This is a genomic window from Cruoricaptor ignavus (assembly GCF_014961145.1).
GTDB lineage: Bacteria > Bacteroidota > Bacteroidia > Flavobacteriales > Weeksellaceae > Cruoricaptor > Cruoricaptor ignavus.
Genome location: NZ_CP063145.1, coordinates 102895 through 120769, shown reverse-complemented (window position 1 = coordinate 120769; position 17875 = coordinate 102895). Strand labels below are relative to the sequence as shown.

Genomic DNA, 17875 nt, shown 5'->3' with positions numbered 1-17875 from the left:
TTACTGGTTGGTATCACTGAGCATCGGCACGAATTTGTAGGCGCCAAACTCCTCCCGCACCAGCTCTTTCTCGGAGATTTTGCTGAATCTGCACAGGATCTGCTCCTCTGCTTTCCCGATGGGGATTACCATTTTCCCACCAATTTTCAGCTGTTTGATGAGTTCTGTGGGCAGGACTTCCGCACCGCAGGTCACGAGAATTTTATCAAAAGGTGCAAATGTGGGAAGGCCTGCAAATCCATCTCCGAACGCCTGGAATTTTGGCCTTAAATTTATTTCCCTCAGCTTGAGGTGGGAGAAATCGAAGAGTGCCTTCTGCCTTTCTACCGTGAATACATTGGCATTCATCGCCACCAGCACAGCCGTCTGGTACCCGCTGCCTGTGCCGATTTCCAGCACCTTCTCCTGCGGGGACACCTCCAGCAGCTCCGTTTGCTCCGCCACTGTGGACGGGTGCGAAATTGTCTGATGAGCCGCGATGGGGAAAGCGCGGTCTTCATAGGCAAAATCCTCGAAAATGCTTTCCATAAAGAGATGGCGGGGCACGGCATTAATAGCGGAAAGTACGCCCTCATCGGTAATCCCCACCTTATCCCTCAGGTATTCTGTGAGAATCTTCCGCTTCCCTTTATGCACAAACGAATCTCGCATTTTACAAAATTATCGGATTTTTGCAAGAAAACCAAGCGGGGCATATTATTTGTTAAACAATGATTTAAAAATCTACCTGAAATGAGAATAGCTTTTACAAAGAATCTTTTAGTGCTGAGTATAGTTGCTTCCCCAATGGTGGCACAGGCTCAGAAGGCAGACAGCAAGTCGAAATCGCTGCTGGAATCCGTTGCGAGAAACTACGACAGCAGTAAAAATTCTTACTTCAGATTTGTTTATGGCAGCGGCGAGGGAAAAAAAGTGACGCGTAGCCAGGAGGGGACATTTATTTCGGCTCCAGATAAGTACCGGCTAAAAATTGCCGGCGTGGAGCAGATATATGACGGGAGCAAGATCTACAACATCAGCGCGGAGGATAAAGAAATAACGATAGCAAAGGCCGATGGGAAGGAGCAAACACTGAACCCTACCAAATACTTGAAATCTTATAAAAAGGATTACAATACCAAATACCTGGGCAGCCTGCCGGTAAATGGGCAAGATACGGAACTCATCCGCCTAACGCCCGTAAAGAATAACGGGATAAGCTATGTGGATCTCTTCGTAAACCCCCGCACCAACCTGCTTATTAAAATTGAACAATTTTCTTCTGATAATCAGGTGCATACGCTGGCGGTGAAGGAGTATAAGGCGAATTTTACAGCGCCTGCCGGCACCTTTAGTTTTGACAAGAGTAAGTACAAAAATTATATCATTACTGAGCTTTAAATATTAAAAAAATATCACTACCCACTGCCGCAGCGTTTTGCGGCATTTTTTGATTATTTTTGCCTTTATGAAAATTCTGGACCGCTACATCATCAAGACCTTTTTCGGGCCGTTTCTTTTTATTTTCAGCGTCCTTTTTTTCATCTTCATTGTGAATATTATCTGGACGCAGATGGCTGCGCTTACCGGCAAGGGGCTCACGACCTGGGAGCTGGTTCGCCTTTTCTATTACCTCAGCGCCAGCGTGGTATCCATGGTATTGCCGCTTACCATCTTGCTGGCTTCCATTATGGCATTCGGAGATTTCGGTGAGCGCTACGAGCTTGCAGCAATGAAGGCGGCCGGGGTTTCCCTCGCAAGGGTGATGGCACCGCTTTTTTTTGTATCAATAATGCTTGCGGGGTTGCTGTTTTATTTCCAAAATAATGTAACCCCGGATTTTCAGCGCAAGGCGAGGAATATGCTCTACAACATTGCGGCTACCAAACCGGCACTGAATTTTTCGCCGGGGCAGTTCATCGGCCAGATTCCCGGCTCTATGATCAGATTTGATAAAATCTCCGGGGACAACGGAGAGAACATTGACGGGATTTTTCTTCACAAGAGCGCGCCAAGCTACGAGGATCAGCAGACCATCATTGCCAGGAACGGAAAGTTTGTGCCCGCAGAAAATCCTAACTTTCTCAAATTACTGCTCTTCAGCGGCTATGTTTACGAAGATCAGCAAAAAAATCTGAATTTCAGCCAGCGGACCCGCCAGCCCAACCAGGCAGTGAAATTTGATACGCTGATTTATTATTTTGATGTAAGCGCACTGCTGGACAAGGCTTTGGAAAAGGAACAAATCACCAATGATTACCGTTTCCAGACCTATCGCGAAATTTCTGGAACTGTGGCGGAAAAAAATAAAGAAAACCAGCAGGTTTTTAATTCCCTCAACAATAATCTGGCGTCCTACACCGGCATCTACACTGTGCCTGCCGACTCAGCCAATGAAGGAAAACCTGCAAAAGCTCAGTTTGATCTCCAAAAAATAACGGGGCAGCAAAGGCTGGACGCGCTCCTCTCCGCGTACCGGAAAATAGAAAACCTGAAAAACGAGCATAAAGCCCAGAGCCAGCAGATTTATGATCTTACAAAAAGCCGCAACAGAATCATTATTTATCAGCAGAGGATCATTGCCTATTCCCTCACCTGTATTATTTTTTTCATCATCGGTTCCAGCCTTGGCAGCATCATCCGCAAGGGCGGAATGGGGCTTCCCGTGGTCATCGCCATCATTATCTTCATCATTTTTTATGTGATGAATTTAACGATTGAAAACCTCTCCTGGAAGGGCAGGATGGATCCGTATCTGGCGGCGTGGCTGCCGAACCTCGTGCTTTTCCCATTTGCCGTGTGGCTGATGCGGAATGCTCTTGCAGATTCCCCACTGTTCGATGCAGAAAAATACAAAGATGTTTTCAAGCCATTGGTGAGCAGATTCCGGAAGAAGCCCGAGCACGAAAGATATCAGTAAAATAAAAAATCCCGGCAGCCCCGGGATTGAAAATTGTTTTTGTCCTAAATCAGACTTTCATAATTTCTGCCTCCTTTACCTTATACTGATCGTCGGCAAGTTTCACATATTTATCCGTAAGCTCCTGAATTTCAGCCTCTACATCCTTTATTGTGTCTTCGGACACGCCATCCAGCTTTTTCAGTTCCTTCATACCTTCCTGGCGGGCGTTGCGTACCGTCACCTTCGTTTGCTCCGTTTCTGCTTTTGCCTGTTTAGCCAGCTCCCGCCTGCGTTCTTCCGTCAAAGGCGGCACATTCAGGATAATGGTATCGCCGTTGTTGCTCGGTGCAAATCCTAGATTCGAAATGATAATCGCCTTCTCGATCGCGTTGATCGCCGATCTGTCCCACGGCTGTATGGATAGCGTCATCGCATCCGGTACGGATACATTCGCAACCTGGTTCAGCGGGGTCGGCGCGCCGTAGTATTCCACCATCACATCCTGCACCATTGCGGAGGAAGCCCTGCCTGCGCGTATCTTCTGGAATGCGTGATCCAAGTGCTTCATCGCTGCTTCCATCTCCTGCTTCACGCTGTCCGTTATAAGTTCTAAATCTTCCATTGCTATTATTGATAAATGATTACTGATAAATGATTTCGGCTAAAAAGACCAAAAGTACTGACAATTGATAAAAATCGATGATTCCCGATCAAAAATCACCTCAGCCGTTAACCAAAGTTCCCACATCCTCGCCCTGCACCACACGGAGAAGATTGCCTTTTTTGTTCATATCGAAAACGATGATCGGCAGGTTATTTTCGTGGCTGAGCGTAAAGGCCGTCATATCCATTACTTTCAGATTCTTTTCAAAAACCTCGCTGAACTTCAGGAGCTGGTAGCGTATCGCGGAGGCATTCTTCTCCGGATCGCTGTCGTAGATGCCGTCCACACGCGTACCCTTCAGGATCACATCCGCACCTATCTCTATGGCGCGGAGCGTAGCCGCGGTATCAGTGGTAAAATAGGGATTCCCGGTGCCTGCGCCGAAGATCACCACCCTGCCCTTCTCCAGGTGGCGCACGGCCCTTCTTTTGATGAAGGGTTCTGCCACCTTATCCATCTCTATGGCGGACTGCAGCCTGGTTTTTACGCCTAAATCTTCCAGCGCACCCTGCAGCGCCATACTGTTTATTACCGTTGCCAGCATCCCCATATAGTCGCCCTGCACCCTGTCCATACCTCTGGCAGCAGCTGCAAGCCCGCGGAAAATATTCCCTCCGCCGATGACGATTGCCACCTCGCATCCCTCATCCACCACCGCCTTTATTTCCTGGGCATACTCGTTCAGCCTGGCATCATCGATGCCGTACTGCTGCTCGCCCATTAGGGCCTCACCACTAAGTTTCAGAAGGATCCGTTTGTATTTCATCGCTCCAGATTTTCGTGCAAATATAATGATTTAAGGTAAAAAATCTAAGCAATTCCGTTCTGCTGTTTAAGTTTAAAAAAATTAATTTTGTAGCCCTGGAATATTTAAAATGATCAGAAACGCGTTTCTGCTTTTCTCAGTCTTAATGCCTGCCCTGCTGCTTGCTCAGTCCGGCGAGCGCGTATTCCCCTTCCTTGGCATCGCGGTTTCTCCGAGGCAGGCTGCGCTGGGCGGGGACGCGGTCTCGGTTAGGGATTACGATGTGAATTTTGCAGCAGTAAATCCCTCGCTGATGAACCTGGAAATGCACGGCAGAGTCTCGATGAACTACGGCTCCTACCTCGCCGGTTCCAGCTATGGTACAGCAGCCTTCGTGCGAGATCTGGAGCAGGGCCACCTGATCTCTGCACAGGTGCGCTATCTGGACTACGGCCGGATGGCCCGCACGGACGAATTTGGCAATAGCCTGGGAGAATTTTCCGCCAGTGATGCCCTGGCTGGTATCGGCTACGCTTATCAGTTTGAGGAGGATTGGACGATTGGCGGAAGCGTAAATTTTATAACTTCAAAAATCGACAACTACACATCTATGGCGGTGGCGGGCACCGGCGCCATCACCTACAGCGTGAAGGAATGGCAATCCTCCATATCCCTTGTAGCGAGGAATTTTGGCTATCAGTTTAAAACTTATGACGGGAAGCGGGAGCGCCTCCCCCTGCGTGTGGATCTTGGGTATACGCAAATTCTCCCGGAGTTTCCTGCGGCAATCACCGTTACCGCGCACGATTTACAGAAATTCGATACCTCCTCGGAGTACGATGTAAACGGGAAAAAAGTAGGTTTCGGCAGAAAGCTGGCAGATCATTTCTCCATTGGAGCAGAACTCTTCCCGAAATCAGGCTTCAATATGCGCTTCGGATATAATCCTAAGCGCGGAAATGAACTTGCGGTGGAGGACCAGCGCTCATTTGCGGGCATCTCTGCGGGGTTCGGGGTGCGTATCGCCGGCTTCAGGTTCGACTATGCCCATGTCCGCTACCACAACGCTGCGAATATGAACTTTTTTGGTTTAATGCTGGATGTCTCCGGCAGCAGACATTATTAACAATGAAAAAGAAACCTGTCATCGCCATAGACGGCTACTCCTCCACCGGGAAAAGCTCCATTTCAAAAATTGTAGCCCAGCGGCTCGGGCTGCTCCACCTGGATACCGGCGCGCTCTACCGCGGCATTACGCTGTATGGATTGCAGCAGCACCTTGCTAATGGCGAGCTGGATATTTTGGCATTAACGGAAAATTTAGCTCAAATACATTTAAAACTTACAAAAATTGGGGATGGTCTGCATCTATACCTCAACGGGCGGGATGTAAGCAGAGAGATCCGGGAGCCGCGAATATCAGCTTGGGTAAGCCTTGTGGCCAAAGAACCCGCGATCCGCAGTTTCCTTTTGGGTCTTCAGCGCGAAATCGCTGAAGGTGGCGGCGTGATACTGGACGGCAGAGACATCGGAACCGTGGTGCTGCCAGATGCAGACTACAAATTTTTTATGACGGCAAGCATCCCCGAGCGTACCAGGAGGCGCTATCTGGAGCTGCAGGCGGGCGGCGCCGATGTAACCCTAGAGGAAGTACAGCAAAATCTCCTCCTTCGTGATAAGCTGGACAGCGAGCGCAATACAGCGCCATTGATAAAAGCCCCGGATGCCATCGAAATAGATAATACCGGACTGACGCGCGAGGAGACGGCAGAGCTTATCATTTCACATTTGGTTTAAAAGAATTTTTAAAGTAAATTTAACACAATATCAATTAAAATGGCATCATCATTGCAATTGATTCATCAATAACAACCTAAAATTATAGAACAATGAGACATCAAAAAAACAACAAGGCAGGAGGATTTCTTGCGGGACTTCTTACAGGTGCTGCAGCAGGTGTAATTCTTGGAATTCTTTATGCTCCGGAAGAAGGTTCTGAAACAAGAAGAAAAATCGCCGACAAGGCTGAGGATCTTGCAGACCAAGCGGCCGATAAGTACAACGATTTTGCTGGAAATGTAAAAGAAAGCTACGAAAACGCTAAAGATAAGGTGGAAGATGCCGCGGACAACCTGAAAGACAGAGCTGAGAACGCTTACGGAGAGGCTAAGGATAAAGCTGAGGGCCTTGCAGACAGAGCGAAAGACGCATACGGCAATGTAAAAGATGATGTAAAAAATGCGGCTGAGGATGTGAAAGATAAAGCTGAAGATAAATTTGCTGACGCAAAACGCGAAGCACAGGAGGCTGGCAACGCACTTGCGGATGCTGCTAAGGATGCGAAAGATGATGTGAAAAACAACTTCTAAAATTTTTCTTCCAAATATTTTTAAAGGAACTTAGTTCATAAGTTCCTTTTTTTATAACTTTACAAAAATTTGAAACTATGCTGGATTTATTGAAGCAGTACGGTTCCAAAAGGCTTGAACTTTTGAAAATGGAAGGCATCGACAAAGGGTCTTCCGTGGCCGGCTGGGCACTCATTTTGGCTACGGCTGCGTTTTTCGGGTTGTTTTTTATCATTATCCTAAACATAGGCCTCGGCTTTGCGCTGGGCTATTGGGTAGGCAATTTTGCATATGGTTTTCTAATACTTGCCGGAATTTATCTGCTCATCATTCTTCTGCTATTCGCACTGAATAAAGCCATCCGAAATGCGGTTGCGAATAAAATCATTAAAGCTATAAATTAAACGCTATGGCAGTGAAATATAATAACATAAAGGAACTACGCCAGAAAAAAGCCCTCCTGAAAAAGGAAATTGACGATCTTCAGGATCTTATAACCTTTAAAGACACCAAGCAGAGCCTCAGCGTGATGACGAAAGGTGCTTCTGATCAGTACCTTACGAAGGAGATGACGCCGGAAGGTGAAAAACTGACTGTACAGACCAAGCCGCTTATGCAGCATATCGGGGATACGGTGACAGGCAAGGCGCAGGCCAATTCGATAATTAAATTTGATAACACAGGTACTAAAGAAGTGACAAAACAGAATCTACTAAAACTTGGAGCACTGGCAATCGCGGGTTTTGCCACGAAGAAAATCATTAAAAGCAGAGGCTTTAAAAACCGGATAATGGGCATCATACTGGTATACTTCGGCCCGAAAATCGCCAAGGTGCTTCTGGACAAACTAGAAGAGTATCAGAAGAATAAAAGTGTGAACAGCGTGGAAAAACTTATCTAAGTTTTTCCTTTTTTTTCCTATTTACGCTGGAAATTCTGCCTTTTTCGTCAATCAGAATTGCGGAATATTCCGGATACTTTCGGATCAAACTGCTGCCGGCCTTCTTACCCAGCACCATCGCTGAAGTGGAAAGGCCGTTAGCAAATTCCGTACTGGGGCCTACAATCGTAACGCTCACCATACCCCTCGCTGGCCAGCCTGTCTTTGGATTGATGATATGAGAATACCTTACCCCGGAAAACTCTACGAATTTTTCATAATCTCCGGAAGTAACGATGGACAGATCATTCGCTCTGAAAACCCTGATGACCTTTCGGTTCTTTGCAGGATTCTGGAGTCCTATGCTCCACGGAGAACCATTCGGCTGGGAGCCCCACGCCGCTATATCGCCAGAGGCATTTATAATTCCTCCAGGTACGCCCATCCGCTTCAGTAGATTTCGGGCACGGTCTGCAGCGTAAGATTTTCCGGTAGCGCCGAAACCGATTTTCATCCCAATTTTTTTTAAGAAAATTGTAGAATTAGCACTATCCAGAATGATATTTCTATAATCCACATTCTTTACGGAATTTTTAATCGTGTGCGCGTCGGGGAGTTTCTCCATGCTCCCGTCAAATTTCCAAACCTTATCCATTGCAGCAGTGCTGATATCAAAGGCTCCATCCGAAATTTGTGAGAAAAAAACCGCCCTTTTTGTCAGTTCAAAAACCTCCTGCGAAACCCGCACCGGAGCGATGCCTGCCATACGGTTGACCTCAGAGATTTCCGTGCCCTGCCGCCATTCAGAAATTTGGTTTTCGATGCGGGCGATCTCTGCTATTGCAGTGGCTATTGCCAAGTTGGCCGCCGAAGTATCTTTTTCAGCCACCGTAATTTCAAAATGGCTGCCCATAAGCTGCAATGTTTCTTTGGAAACAACCTGAGCGAAAGCAAACTGGACTTTTATCATAAGCCCGAGGAGAAAAATCAGCTTAAATTTAATAGCAGTCGGAAACAATTTGGCCAGCATTTTTATAAAATTCAAAATCTTTTCCCGTACTTCCCAATATTCCTTTGATGACTTCCACGGAATCGCGGTACATAGCAAGGCTGCCACAAAGCATTACGACGCCGCCAGATTCAAGAACCCGCCTAAGCATCAAAGAATTTTGATTCATCAGGTCGGTAACGCGGCGCGGATTGCCGCCCCGAGATATTGCCACTTCGGACATTTTGACATTTGAAAATCTACGCGGCAGGCTTTTTATTAATTCGGAAAGCTCGCTTTCAAAACGAAAACCGCATAGGATGCTTATTTCTTGATGGGGGCTAGATTCATTCAACATACCAAGGAAAGGGGCTGCTCCCGTGCCGTTGGCAATCATCACCACTTCCGGTACGGCGGGATCGAGGCGGAAATTCTTGTTTTCCAGAATTTTCCCTGAAAAATAATCACCGGCACGGAGGCTGCAAAGTAAGCCGGAACCTATACCATCTTTGTAAAGTTTTACCAAAATCTGCGCATCCCCGGATTGGCTTCTTCCTATGGAGTAGAACCGCTCTTTGCCCTGAGGGTAAATGCCTAGCAAATCTCCAGAGCGGAATGCTGCAGTAGGCTTGAAGCGTATGCAATGTGTAGAATTCTTTTCGTCAATAAGGATATTTTCTGTAATCATAAAGCTCTCAACTTTCTGATTTTCAGATTGATAATACTCTGCGGCATGGGCAAGCGGAATACCGGACTGCTCAGCCCAATATTGCGCCCATTTTGAAAATTCCGTATAGTTTTTCTCATTAATTTTGTACAACGGAAGCAGCTGGGCCCAATGTGCGCTTTTAATCCAACCAAAAACGCTCTCAGCATATCCGCAAAATTTTGGGTAAGATGCAGAGCCGAAGCCTACCACGGAAACTAAAATTTTATGGTTTTGGTTGATTTGCCCCAGCCGGTCTTTAAACTTTAGCGCATTCTGTGGGGCCTCGCCGTCGCCGGAAGTGGCTGTGAAAATAAGTAGATGTTTCGCAGCTGGGAACTCTGCATAATCATCCAGATTTAAAACTGTTGATTTAATTTTTTTAGAGGCAAACTGCTGATGTATTTTTTGGGCAAACTGAAATGTGGTCCCGTTTTCAGATCCCACTAAAATTATAATTTCCGCCACGGACGGCTCAAACTCGTTTTTAATTTTCTTCCAGCTGCGCCGGTACCAAATTGCAAAACCGGACCAAATGAAAATTGGAATTCCAAGTGATGCCAGGCCTAAGACTACAGACCAGGCTGCGCTGCTATTGCCGGTATGCAGCATCTTTAGAAAAACCTCAACATTTTTGCGGAATGGCTCCCTGTGCTCTTCAAGGACGGTGCCCGTGCGCGGGCTGAGCAGCAACATCTTCTCCGGGAGTATGATTTTAAAATGCTCCTCGGGATCCTCCGCGTCCAGCGGGAACTGGATTTTCTGCACCTCCCCTAGTTTTATTTTTCTCAAAACCGGAAATTCGGCTACGGAAACAGGTGAGCCAGCTTCAGGTTTTTTTGATACCCGCACCTCCGATTCGGGAATCAGGTTAAAGCGGAATAGGCAGAGAACAGTGCCGGAAACTGCGGAAATAAGCAGTGGGATACTAAAAATACGGGAAGCAAGAATGTGTAAAAACTGCGCAGGGAATTCTGTCCTTATTTTGGAAATAGGTTTCAGCCAACCGCCATTGCGCTTCGCCAAAAGTACACTGCCGGAGATGATTATAAGCACCAGCAAGAACGCAAAAATACCGGCGATGGCCCTGCCGGTTTCGTGGAGGAAGAAGGATCGGTGCAGCGTTTTTACTTGGCTAATGAAATGCGTCTCTCCTCCGGATTCTGATATTTTTTCTCCTGTTTTCGGGTTTATATTAAAGCGCTCTTCATTTCCCTCCTCATCGAAAATCTGCAGCTCAGTATATCCAGCATCACTTCTTTTCAGCTCCAGAATGTCGGGATATTTTTCCTGAAGCCGTACTATTACTTCTGAAAGCGGCTCCTCTGAAGAACTTTCCGCGCCGCTCCTAAGCCGCTGCCAAGCTGAATCTGCAGCAAGTATTGCCCCGGTCACGGAAATCACGAGCAAAAAAGCTGACGAAAATACCGCCAGCAGTAGATGCGAGATGCGCCAGATTTTCTTCGCCACCTACTGAATTCGGGAAAGTTTCACATAACGGATGTAGCCCTTGCCATCCGTTTTCGTACTTATGGCCTCGGTAGCCAGCGGGATCTCAGCATCTATGGCGTGGTATTCCCGGTCTTCCACAGCGGTTTCAAAACGCAGCCTGTAGCCCTTGTTCAGCCAGGAATCCGGGATGTCAAAAGTTTTCACCGCGCGGTCCCCGCCTGATACCGATGCGCCTGTGATCGCGCTCAGCTGCTCAGGTTTCACCTTCTGCGCCTTATTCCACTCTTTCAGGTTTTTATACCATTTTTTTTCAGGTCCCAGCACGGCGAGTGTTTTGCGGTAATTGCCTTTAGCATCCACCACAGACGCCACAATATACGCGCCTTCGCCGCTGTAGTTCGTCATCTGGATGAGGCAGCGGTATTTTTGGGCGGATACCGAGATACCCGAAATTAACAAAAAAAGTAAGCTAATTCTTCCTAAATGCTTCATTTATTTTAAAAAATTCAGATTAACATTGTTTTTTTTAAGAGATTCGTTCTCGGCAGCGAGTTCGTAAGCAGTTTCTCCGAATTCTGTCTGGGCGGACTTATCGGCGCCCATTGTCAGGAGAGATTTCATCAGTGTATCATCCGCGGAAAGCATTGCAGCACGGTGTAGCGGCGTATAACCTTCCTTATTTTTTTGGTTAATATCCGCCCCGAAAGTGCTGACTTTTTCCAAAAGTGCAGTGTCATTCTTCGCGATGGCGATGTGGTATGCATTACTTCCATCTCCTTGTACCGCGGCCAAGTTCAGTCCCGCTTTTTGAAGTATTTTTAATTTCTTGTCAAAATCCTCGGCAGTTTTGCCGCTGTAAGAATTGATAAGATAATAGAGCGCGTTTTTCCCCTGGTTGTCGGCTGCCTTTACATCGGCACCTTTATTGAGGGCAAGCTCAAGAACTTCGGGAGAACCTTTGGCTGCGGCATTCAGCAGCACCGTTGTGCCATTTTTACTCTTGGTATTGATGTTTTGGGTATTATCAAAAAAATACCCGGCGACGGATGCATCGGTTGCACGGCCTGCCAATATCACGGGCGTATCTCCGGCGGTATTTGGCAAATCAAGGCTTAGACCTTTGGAAACGAGGAACTTCACAGCATCCAGAGATCCTTTTTTTGAAGCAATCAAATGGAGAGCGGTATTACCATCGCTATCGGCCATTTTCGGATTAAGTTTGAGATCATTAATCAAAAACTTAAAAACTTCTTCAGACACAGGCGCAGCCCTTGTCCCTGCGGCTGCATAAAGTATGGCGTGTTCTGTTGGCTTTGCACCTTTCTGCAGCAATTTTTTTAAAAATTCTACATCACCGCTCCGCGCTGCATAATCAAACACCGTGGCTCCGCTATGGTCTTTATCATTGAGGCTCAAGCCTTTTGAAAGCAGGTAATCGGTTTTCTTAAAATTTTTATCATGGGCTACCGCCAGCATCAATAGTGTGGCTCCGTTTTCCTCCGTTTCCACAGGCTTGTATCCAGCTTTGAAGAAGGCTTCGGCAATGGCTTCCTCTGCCCTGCCCGTAAGCCCAAAGCCAAGCGGGGTAAGCCCGTGCGAATCTACAAGGCGGATATCCGCACCCTTGCGGATTGCTTCTTCCACCGCAGGCGTGTTTCCGGAGAATGCGAGCCAATGTAGGTAGTTTGCATTATGATGCAGGATCTTATCCACAGAGTTGCCGGGCTGGCTCATCAGAAAAATCACAACCTCCGGTGCTGCACCATTCATCGCGGAAACCGCTACCGGATCGAAGCCGTTATCTGATAACTCCGAGGGCGAATTGCCTTCATTAATAACTGCCTTTACTGAAGCTAAATCTGGATTAGACTTCCAGAAATTTTGGTCTAAAAGCTTATTCTGAGCCCCTACTGATGAAGCAAACATCAAGAAAGCTGCCCGAAACCATAGTTTCATTTTATTTAGATTAATTATAATTAGTGCAAAGCTACACAATTATATTTTTTCCAGAACAAAAAAAGCATTTATTTATAAATAAAAATTGTTGAGTAAAAATTGACAGCAAAATAAAGTTCAATTCATTAAATTTGCGGATTAGCATACCATAATGACTTCAAACGAAATACGCCGAAAGTTTTTAGAATTCTTCGAGAGCAAGCAGCACCTGATAGTGCCTTCCGCTCCCATTGTGCTGAAGGACGACCCAACTTTGATGTTCTCAAATTCCGGGATGACGCAGTTTAAGGATTACTTCCTTGGCTACCGTGAACCGAAATCGCCGAGGATTGCCGATACGCAGAAATGCCTTCGCGTTTCCGGAAAGCATAACGACCTGGATGATGTGGGCAGGGATACCTACCACCACACAATGTTTGAAATGCTGGGCAACTGGTCCTTCGGCGATTATTTTAAGGAAGAGGCCATCGCTTTTGCGTGGGAACTTTTGACGGAAGTTTACGGCTTAAAGCCTGAAAATCTGTTCGTTACGATTTTTGAAGGCGATGCCTCGGAAAATTTGGAAAGAGATAATGATGCGTATAATTTCTGGAAAAAGCACATTTCGGAAGACCGGATTTTGAATGGGAATAAGAAGGATAATTTTTGGGAAATGGGTGAAAGCGGACCGTGCGGACCGTGCTCAGAAATTCACATTGACCTTCGTTCTGATGCGGAGAAAGCGCAAATCCCCGGCAAAGATTTGGTGAACCAGGATCATCCGCAGGTTGTGGAAATCTGGAACCTGGTTTTTATGGAATTCAACCGGAAGGCTGATGGCTCGCTGGAAAAACTGCCGAAGCAGAATGTGGATACAGGGATGGGCTTTGAGCGGCTCTGTATGGCGCTTCAGCAGAAATCCTCCAACTATGATACCGATGTTTTCACGCCGCTAATTGCCAAAGTGGAAGAAATTTCCGGCAGGAAATACGAAGGCAAAATGGATGATGAGAAGGACATTGCAATCCGTGTGGTGGTGGATCACATCAGGGCGGTTTCCTTCGCAATTGCCGATGGACAGCTGCCTTCCAACAGCGGTGCAGGCTATGTAATCCGCAGGATTCTTCGCCGCGCTATTTCCTACGCCTACCGTTTCCTCGGGATGAAGGAAGCCTTTCTGCATCAATTAGTTAGCGTTCTGAAAAATCAGATGGGAGAATTTTTCCCAGAAATTTTCAAGCAGGAAAATTTGGTAACGGAAGTCATCAGGGAAGAAGAAAATGCGTTCCTTCGCACAATTGAACACGGGCTTTCCCGATTGGATGCCATTATAAACGACACGATTTCCCGAAACGAAAAAACATTGGCAGGTGCAGAAGTTTTCGAGCTTTACGACACCTATGGTTTCCCAGCGGATTTGTCGAGAATCATCGCTGAAGAAAAAAATCTAAGCGTGGATGAAGCAGGATTTGAGGAGGAAATGCAGAAGCAGAAAAACCGCTCGAAGAAATCTTCCGCGCAGAAAATTTACGATTGGGTGGTTCTGGAAGAAAAGCCGGAAAGCTTTGTAGGCTACGATAAAACGGCGACGCCAACCTACATCACCAGATACCGGAAAATTGAAAATAAGGACGGTGAGTTTTTCCAAATCGTGCTGAGCGAAACGCCGTTTTATGCTGAAGGCGGCGGTCAAATCGGCGATAAAGGCGTGCTGATTCCAAGCTATGCCAAAGGTTTTGACATTTCCAACCCGGAAATTTTCAATTGGGAAAATTCTGACGAAGTGCTGGAAATCCTGGATACAAAAAAGGAAAACAACCTGATATATTCCCTGATAAATGAGCTGCCGAAAGATGCTGGCGCAGTTTTCTACGCCAAGGTAAATGCCGATGAACGGCGCAATACGCAGGGCAACCACTCTGTGACGCACCTTCTGCACGAAGCTTTGCGCGAAGTTTTGGGAACACATGTGGAACAGAAGGGCTCATTCGTTGGGCCGGATTATCTTCGTTTCGATTTCTCGCATTTTGCGAAAATGACGGATGAAGAACTTGCCTTGGTGGAGCAGAAAGTGAACGAGAAAATCCGGCAGGATATTCCGCTGGAAGAATTCAGAAATATACCGATTCAGGAAGCGCTGGACAAAGGTGCGATGGCACTTTTCGGCGAGAAGTACGGCGATAATGTCAGGATGATCCAGTTCGGAACTTCGCGCGAACTTTGCGGCGGTACGCACGCCAAAAGCACCGGTGAAATCGGGCATTTCAGGATTTCTTCGGAATCTTCTGCGGCGGCAGGAATCCGCAGGATTGAAGCAATTTCCGGCGATAAATCCATAGAATATTTTAAAAATCTTGAAAGTCAGTTTGCCGGGCTTTCGCAACTTTTGAAATCAAAAGATTTGGCAAGATCTATCGAGAAATTAATCAGCGAAAATGCTGCGCTGAAAGCTGAGATAGAAACGCTGAAAAAGGCTTCGGCAAAAGGTGAAACCGAAAACTGGAAGAATGAATTTACCGAAAAAAATTCGCACCAGCTTCTAGTGAAAAAAACTTCGCTGGATGCAGCAAGCGTGAAGGACATAGTTTTCCAGCTGAAAAAGGAAATTCCGAAATCTGTAATCGTGATAATTTCTGATGCCAATGATAAGCCGATGATAACTGTGGGTGTTTCGCAAGACATTGAAAATCAATTCAATGCAGGCAGCATCGTGAAAGATTTGGCAAAGGAAATTAATGGTGGTGGCGGTGGAAATCCCGGTTTTGCAACTGCTGGCGGAAAAAATCTGCAGGGCATAGATGCGGCGGTTAAAAAGGCGCAGAACATTTAACAAAAGAACTTTCGACAAATATGAAAAAAATAAGCACCATCCTTTGCCTGCTGATTTTCGCGGCAATTTCCGCACAATCGAAAATCGTGGTGAGGGAAACCGGCACGGCTAATCCGATAGCTGGCGCACAGATAAAATGCGGCAGAACGCTGCTGGCAACCACCGATGAAAACGGCGTGGCGAACTTCCGCACGAAGTGCAAAAAGGTGGATATTTCCGCGAAAGGCTACGATGAGGATGAAGCCCTGACGGATAAGATGATGGAAATTGCGCTGGCAAGAACGAGCGAAGGAACCAAGGGCATCAAGGGCATTGTGCTGCAGGATAAAAGCGACCCGAGGGCTTTGGCAATCCTGAAAAAAGTGAACGAGAACTATGCGCAGAATTCGCCGAACAGCCTGGATTCTTACACCTTTAAATCTTACGAAAAACTCAGCTTTGATTATGATGAGGACAGCATCAGGGCTTACCAAAAACAGGTGGACATTAAACTGGATTCGCTGAAAGATTTGCCGAAAAAACCTGAGCCGAAAAAAGCGAACCGCTTTGATTCCGTGCAGATTATGAAGATGTCGGCAGAAAGCCAGCTCTTCATTTGGGAAAGGGCGAAGGAATATCTTTACTCGAAAAAGCGCGGCGAAAAAATCAACATCCTTGATAATAAGGTGGCCGGCTTTCAGGAGCCGATTTACGAACTGATAATGGCGCGAAGCAATAGAACAGAGCAGCCCAAGGAAATTCGCGAAGAAAACCGCAGCCTTTACAGATTTTTCCTGACGGATTCGATTGAAATAGACGGCAGGAAAAATTTCGTGATAAGATTCCGCCACACAGATTATAAGGAAGCGAGAGAAAGCCGTCGGTTTAACGGCTACATTTATGTGGATGCGGAAACCTTGGCGCTGAAAAAAATCGAGACCAATTCCAAAGTAAAAAGCGAAGGAACGATGGTGAGCATTTGGAAACCAATTAACGGGAAATGGTTTCTAGAACAGGAATACGCTAAAATGCGAGCATTTGGCATTGACCTGAACGATGAAAAAAAATACAATAATCCGAACAAGAAATTCGGCGTTTACGCTTATCTCACGGTTAAGAATTACGACTTTGAAACGCCAATTCCTGCGGAAAGGGAAAACGAATTCAAAGGCTACACGGTGGAAGTTAAAAACTCCGACGGCACCCTGCTGGAGCAATACAGAACGGAGCCTTTAACTGAAAGAGAATCAATGGCTTACGATGCTGCAGAAACACTGAGCAAGCAATATAAAATAGAATCGAGAAGCCGGATTCTTACGGATTTGCTTCGCGGAAGATACAGGCTTGGCATCGTGGATTTTGATTTGGCGAAACTTGCCGGCTACAATCTTTACGAAGGCTTCAGGCTTGGCATTGGCGCTAAACTCAACGAGAAATTCCACCGCTACATTTCGCCGGATGCGTACATAGCCTACGGCTTCAAAGACCGCGGCTTTAAATATGGTGTGGGAGCAGATTTCCGTACTACGCTGGAAAAAAACTCGATTTTCCGCGCGGAAATTTACGACGATGTTTCTACGGCGGGAAAATTCAGCGAGGAATTCTGGAATTTCCGGATGCAGCTTTTAAATGGCGGAATTTCCTTTAACAACGACAGATTTTACAACTACCGCGGTTTCAAGATTTCGTACGAAAACGATTTACTGAACAGCCTTTCGGCTAGAATTGCGGTGCGCCACGATAAAGAGCGCGCGGAATTTCCGTATGAATTCAACAATCTTGGAAATAAATTTGATAACACCGCGCTGAAATTCACGCTGAAATACGCGCCAAACTCCAAGAACATCATGACGCCTTCCGGAAAATACACCTATTCATCGGACAATCCGGAATATTATTTCAACATTGAAACCGGGCAGAAAATCTTGGGCGGCGATTTGAGCTATACAAGAATCGACCTGATGACCAACCATAGTTTCAAGACTAAGATCGGGACTACGGGCATAAGACTTTTTGGCGGGATGTCTACCGGCGATGTGCCGATTTGGCATAATTTCCAAATGAATGGCCTTGGTTCCGGAAAGCCAGACAAATTTAAGTTCAACCTCACTTCCTACCTTGGTTTTGCGACGATGGAATCTGGGAAATATTACAACGATAAGCTTGCCGGCTACTATTTTCAGCACGAGATTCCGTGGTATTTCAAAAGTTTCGGCAGAAATACTTCCAATTTCAACCTGATCTACCGCGGAACAATCGGCGATATGAAGCACCCGGAATATCACGATTTTGAATTTGAACAAATGAACAAGCTGTATCAGGAAGTTGGCTTGGAATGGGTGGGCTTCCTCAGCACACGGTTTAATCTGGGCTTTTTCTACAGGCTTGGTCATTATCAAACGGATAAATTTTCCGAGAACTTTGCCGTGCAGTTCAAATTGAAATTTTTAGGTTATTAGAGGCGTTG

16 protein-coding genes are annotated in these 17875 nt (G+C 46.4%); 9 read left to right on the top strand and 7 right to left on the bottom strand.

The window, feature by feature from the left end; genetic code table 11:
- On the bottom strand, positions 1 to 651 hold the full coding sequence (locus IMZ16_RS00570) for a protein-L-isoaspartate(D-aspartate) O-methyltransferase (protein WP_073178410.1): 651 nt from the start codon (positions 649 to 651) through the stop codon (positions 1 to 3).
- 81 nt (positions 652 to 732) lie between these two features.
- Between IMZ16_RS00570 and IMZ16_RS00565 the strand changes: the two genes are divergently transcribed.
- A complete protein-coding gene (locus IMZ16_RS00565) occupies positions 733 to 1380 on the top strand; it encodes a LolA family protein (RefSeq protein ID WP_193440058.1) in 648 nt (215 codons plus the stop codon).
- 67 nt (positions 1381 to 1447) lie between these two features.
- Positions 1448 to 2899, top strand: coding sequence for an LptF/LptG family permease (locus IMZ16_RS00560; protein WP_193440057.1), 1452 nt, complete (start codon positions 1448 to 1450; stop codon positions 2897 to 2899).
- 49 nt (positions 2900 to 2948) lie between these two features.
- Here the strand turns inward: IMZ16_RS00560 and frr are convergent, their stop codons facing one another.
- Together frr and pyrH are read right to left on the bottom strand one after the other, a co-directional pair.
- Positions 2949 to 3503, bottom strand: a complete 555-nt coding sequence (gene frr, locus IMZ16_RS00555) for a ribosome recycling factor (RefSeq protein WP_193440056.1) — start codon at positions 3501 to 3503, stop codon at positions 2949 to 2951.
- 100 nt (positions 3504 to 3603) lie between these two features.
- On the bottom strand, positions 3604 to 4311 hold the full coding sequence (pyrH, locus tag IMZ16_RS00550; RefSeq protein WP_073178415.1) for a UMP kinase: 708 nt from the start codon (positions 4309 to 4311) through the stop codon (positions 3604 to 3606).
- Between the two features lie 109 nt (positions 4312 to 4420).
- Here pyrH and porQ point away from each other — a divergent pair, with 109 nt between their 5' ends.
- The 5 genes from porQ (at position 4421) to IMZ16_RS00525 (ending at position 7539) form a co-directional block, all read left to right on the top strand.
- Complete coding sequence (gene porQ / locus IMZ16_RS00545) at positions 4421 to 5416, top strand: type IX secretion system protein PorQ (protein ID WP_193440055.1); 996 nt, start codon at positions 4421 to 4423, stop codon at positions 5414 to 5416.
- A gap of 2 nt (positions 5417 to 5418) precedes the next feature.
- On the top strand, positions 5419 to 6087 hold the full coding sequence (cmk, locus tag IMZ16_RS00540; RefSeq protein ID WP_073178419.1) for a (d)CMP kinase: 669 nt from the start codon (positions 5419 to 5421) through the stop codon (positions 6085 to 6087).
- A gap of 92 nt (positions 6088 to 6179) precedes the next feature.
- The gene (locus tag IMZ16_RS00535; protein ID WP_193440054.1) at positions 6180 to 6659 is read left to right on the top strand and encodes a YtxH domain-containing protein; all 480 of its coding nucleotides are present in this window, start codon (positions 6180 to 6182) and stop codon (positions 6657 to 6659) included.
- 77 nt (positions 6660 to 6736) lie between these two features.
- Positions 6737 to 7042, top strand: coding sequence for a phage holin family protein (locus tag IMZ16_RS00530; RefSeq protein ID WP_073178422.1), 306 nt, complete (start codon positions 6737 to 6739; stop codon positions 7040 to 7042).
- A gap of 5 nt (positions 7043 to 7047) precedes the next feature.
- On the top strand, positions 7048 to 7539 hold the full coding sequence (locus IMZ16_RS00525; protein ID WP_193440053.1) for a phosphoribosyl-ATP pyrophosphatase: 492 nt from the start codon (positions 7048 to 7050) through the stop codon (positions 7537 to 7539).
- Here the strand turns inward: IMZ16_RS00525 and IMZ16_RS00520 are convergent.
- From IMZ16_RS00520 to IMZ16_RS00505, 4 genes are read right to left on the bottom strand one after another with little or no spacing between them, the layout of a single operon-like run.
- Positions 7532 to 8548 carry an FAD:protein FMN transferase gene (locus IMZ16_RS00520; RefSeq protein WP_193440052.1) on the bottom strand — a complete coding sequence of 339 codons (1017 nt, stop codon included), beginning with the start codon at positions 8546 to 8548 and terminating at the stop codon, positions 7532 to 7534. The two genes, IMZ16_RS00525 and IMZ16_RS00520, sit on opposite strands and share 8 nt — an antisense overlap.
- Positions 8517 to 10682, bottom strand: a complete 2166-nt coding sequence (locus tag IMZ16_RS00515) for a PepSY domain-containing protein (protein ID WP_193440051.1) — start codon at positions 10680 to 10682, stop codon at positions 8517 to 8519. The genes IMZ16_RS00520 and IMZ16_RS00515 overlap by 32 nt, the downstream gene beginning before the upstream one ends.
- The gene (locus IMZ16_RS00510; RefSeq protein WP_193440050.1) at positions 10683 to 11156 is read right to left on the bottom strand and encodes a DUF2271 domain-containing protein; all 474 of its coding nucleotides are present in this window, start codon (positions 11154 to 11156) and stop codon (positions 10683 to 10685) included.
- Positions 11157 to 12620, bottom strand: a complete 1464-nt coding sequence (locus IMZ16_RS00505) for an ankyrin repeat domain-containing protein (RefSeq protein ID WP_193440049.1) — start codon at positions 12618 to 12620, stop codon at positions 11157 to 11159.
- Positions 12621 to 12771: 151 nt separating this feature from the next.
- Between IMZ16_RS00505 and alaS the strand changes: the two genes are divergently transcribed.
- Together alaS and IMZ16_RS00495 are read left to right on the top strand one after the other, a co-directional pair.
- Positions 12772 to 15429, top strand: a complete 2658-nt coding sequence (gene alaS, locus IMZ16_RS00500; protein ID WP_193440048.1) for an alanine--tRNA ligase — start codon at positions 12772 to 12774, stop codon at positions 15427 to 15429.
- Between the two features lie 20 nt (positions 15430 to 15449).
- Entirely contained in the window at positions 15450 to 17867 is a 2418-nt protein-coding gene (locus IMZ16_RS00495; protein ID WP_193440047.1) for a hypothetical protein, read from the top strand.
- Positions 17868 to 17875 lie beyond the last annotated feature (8 nt).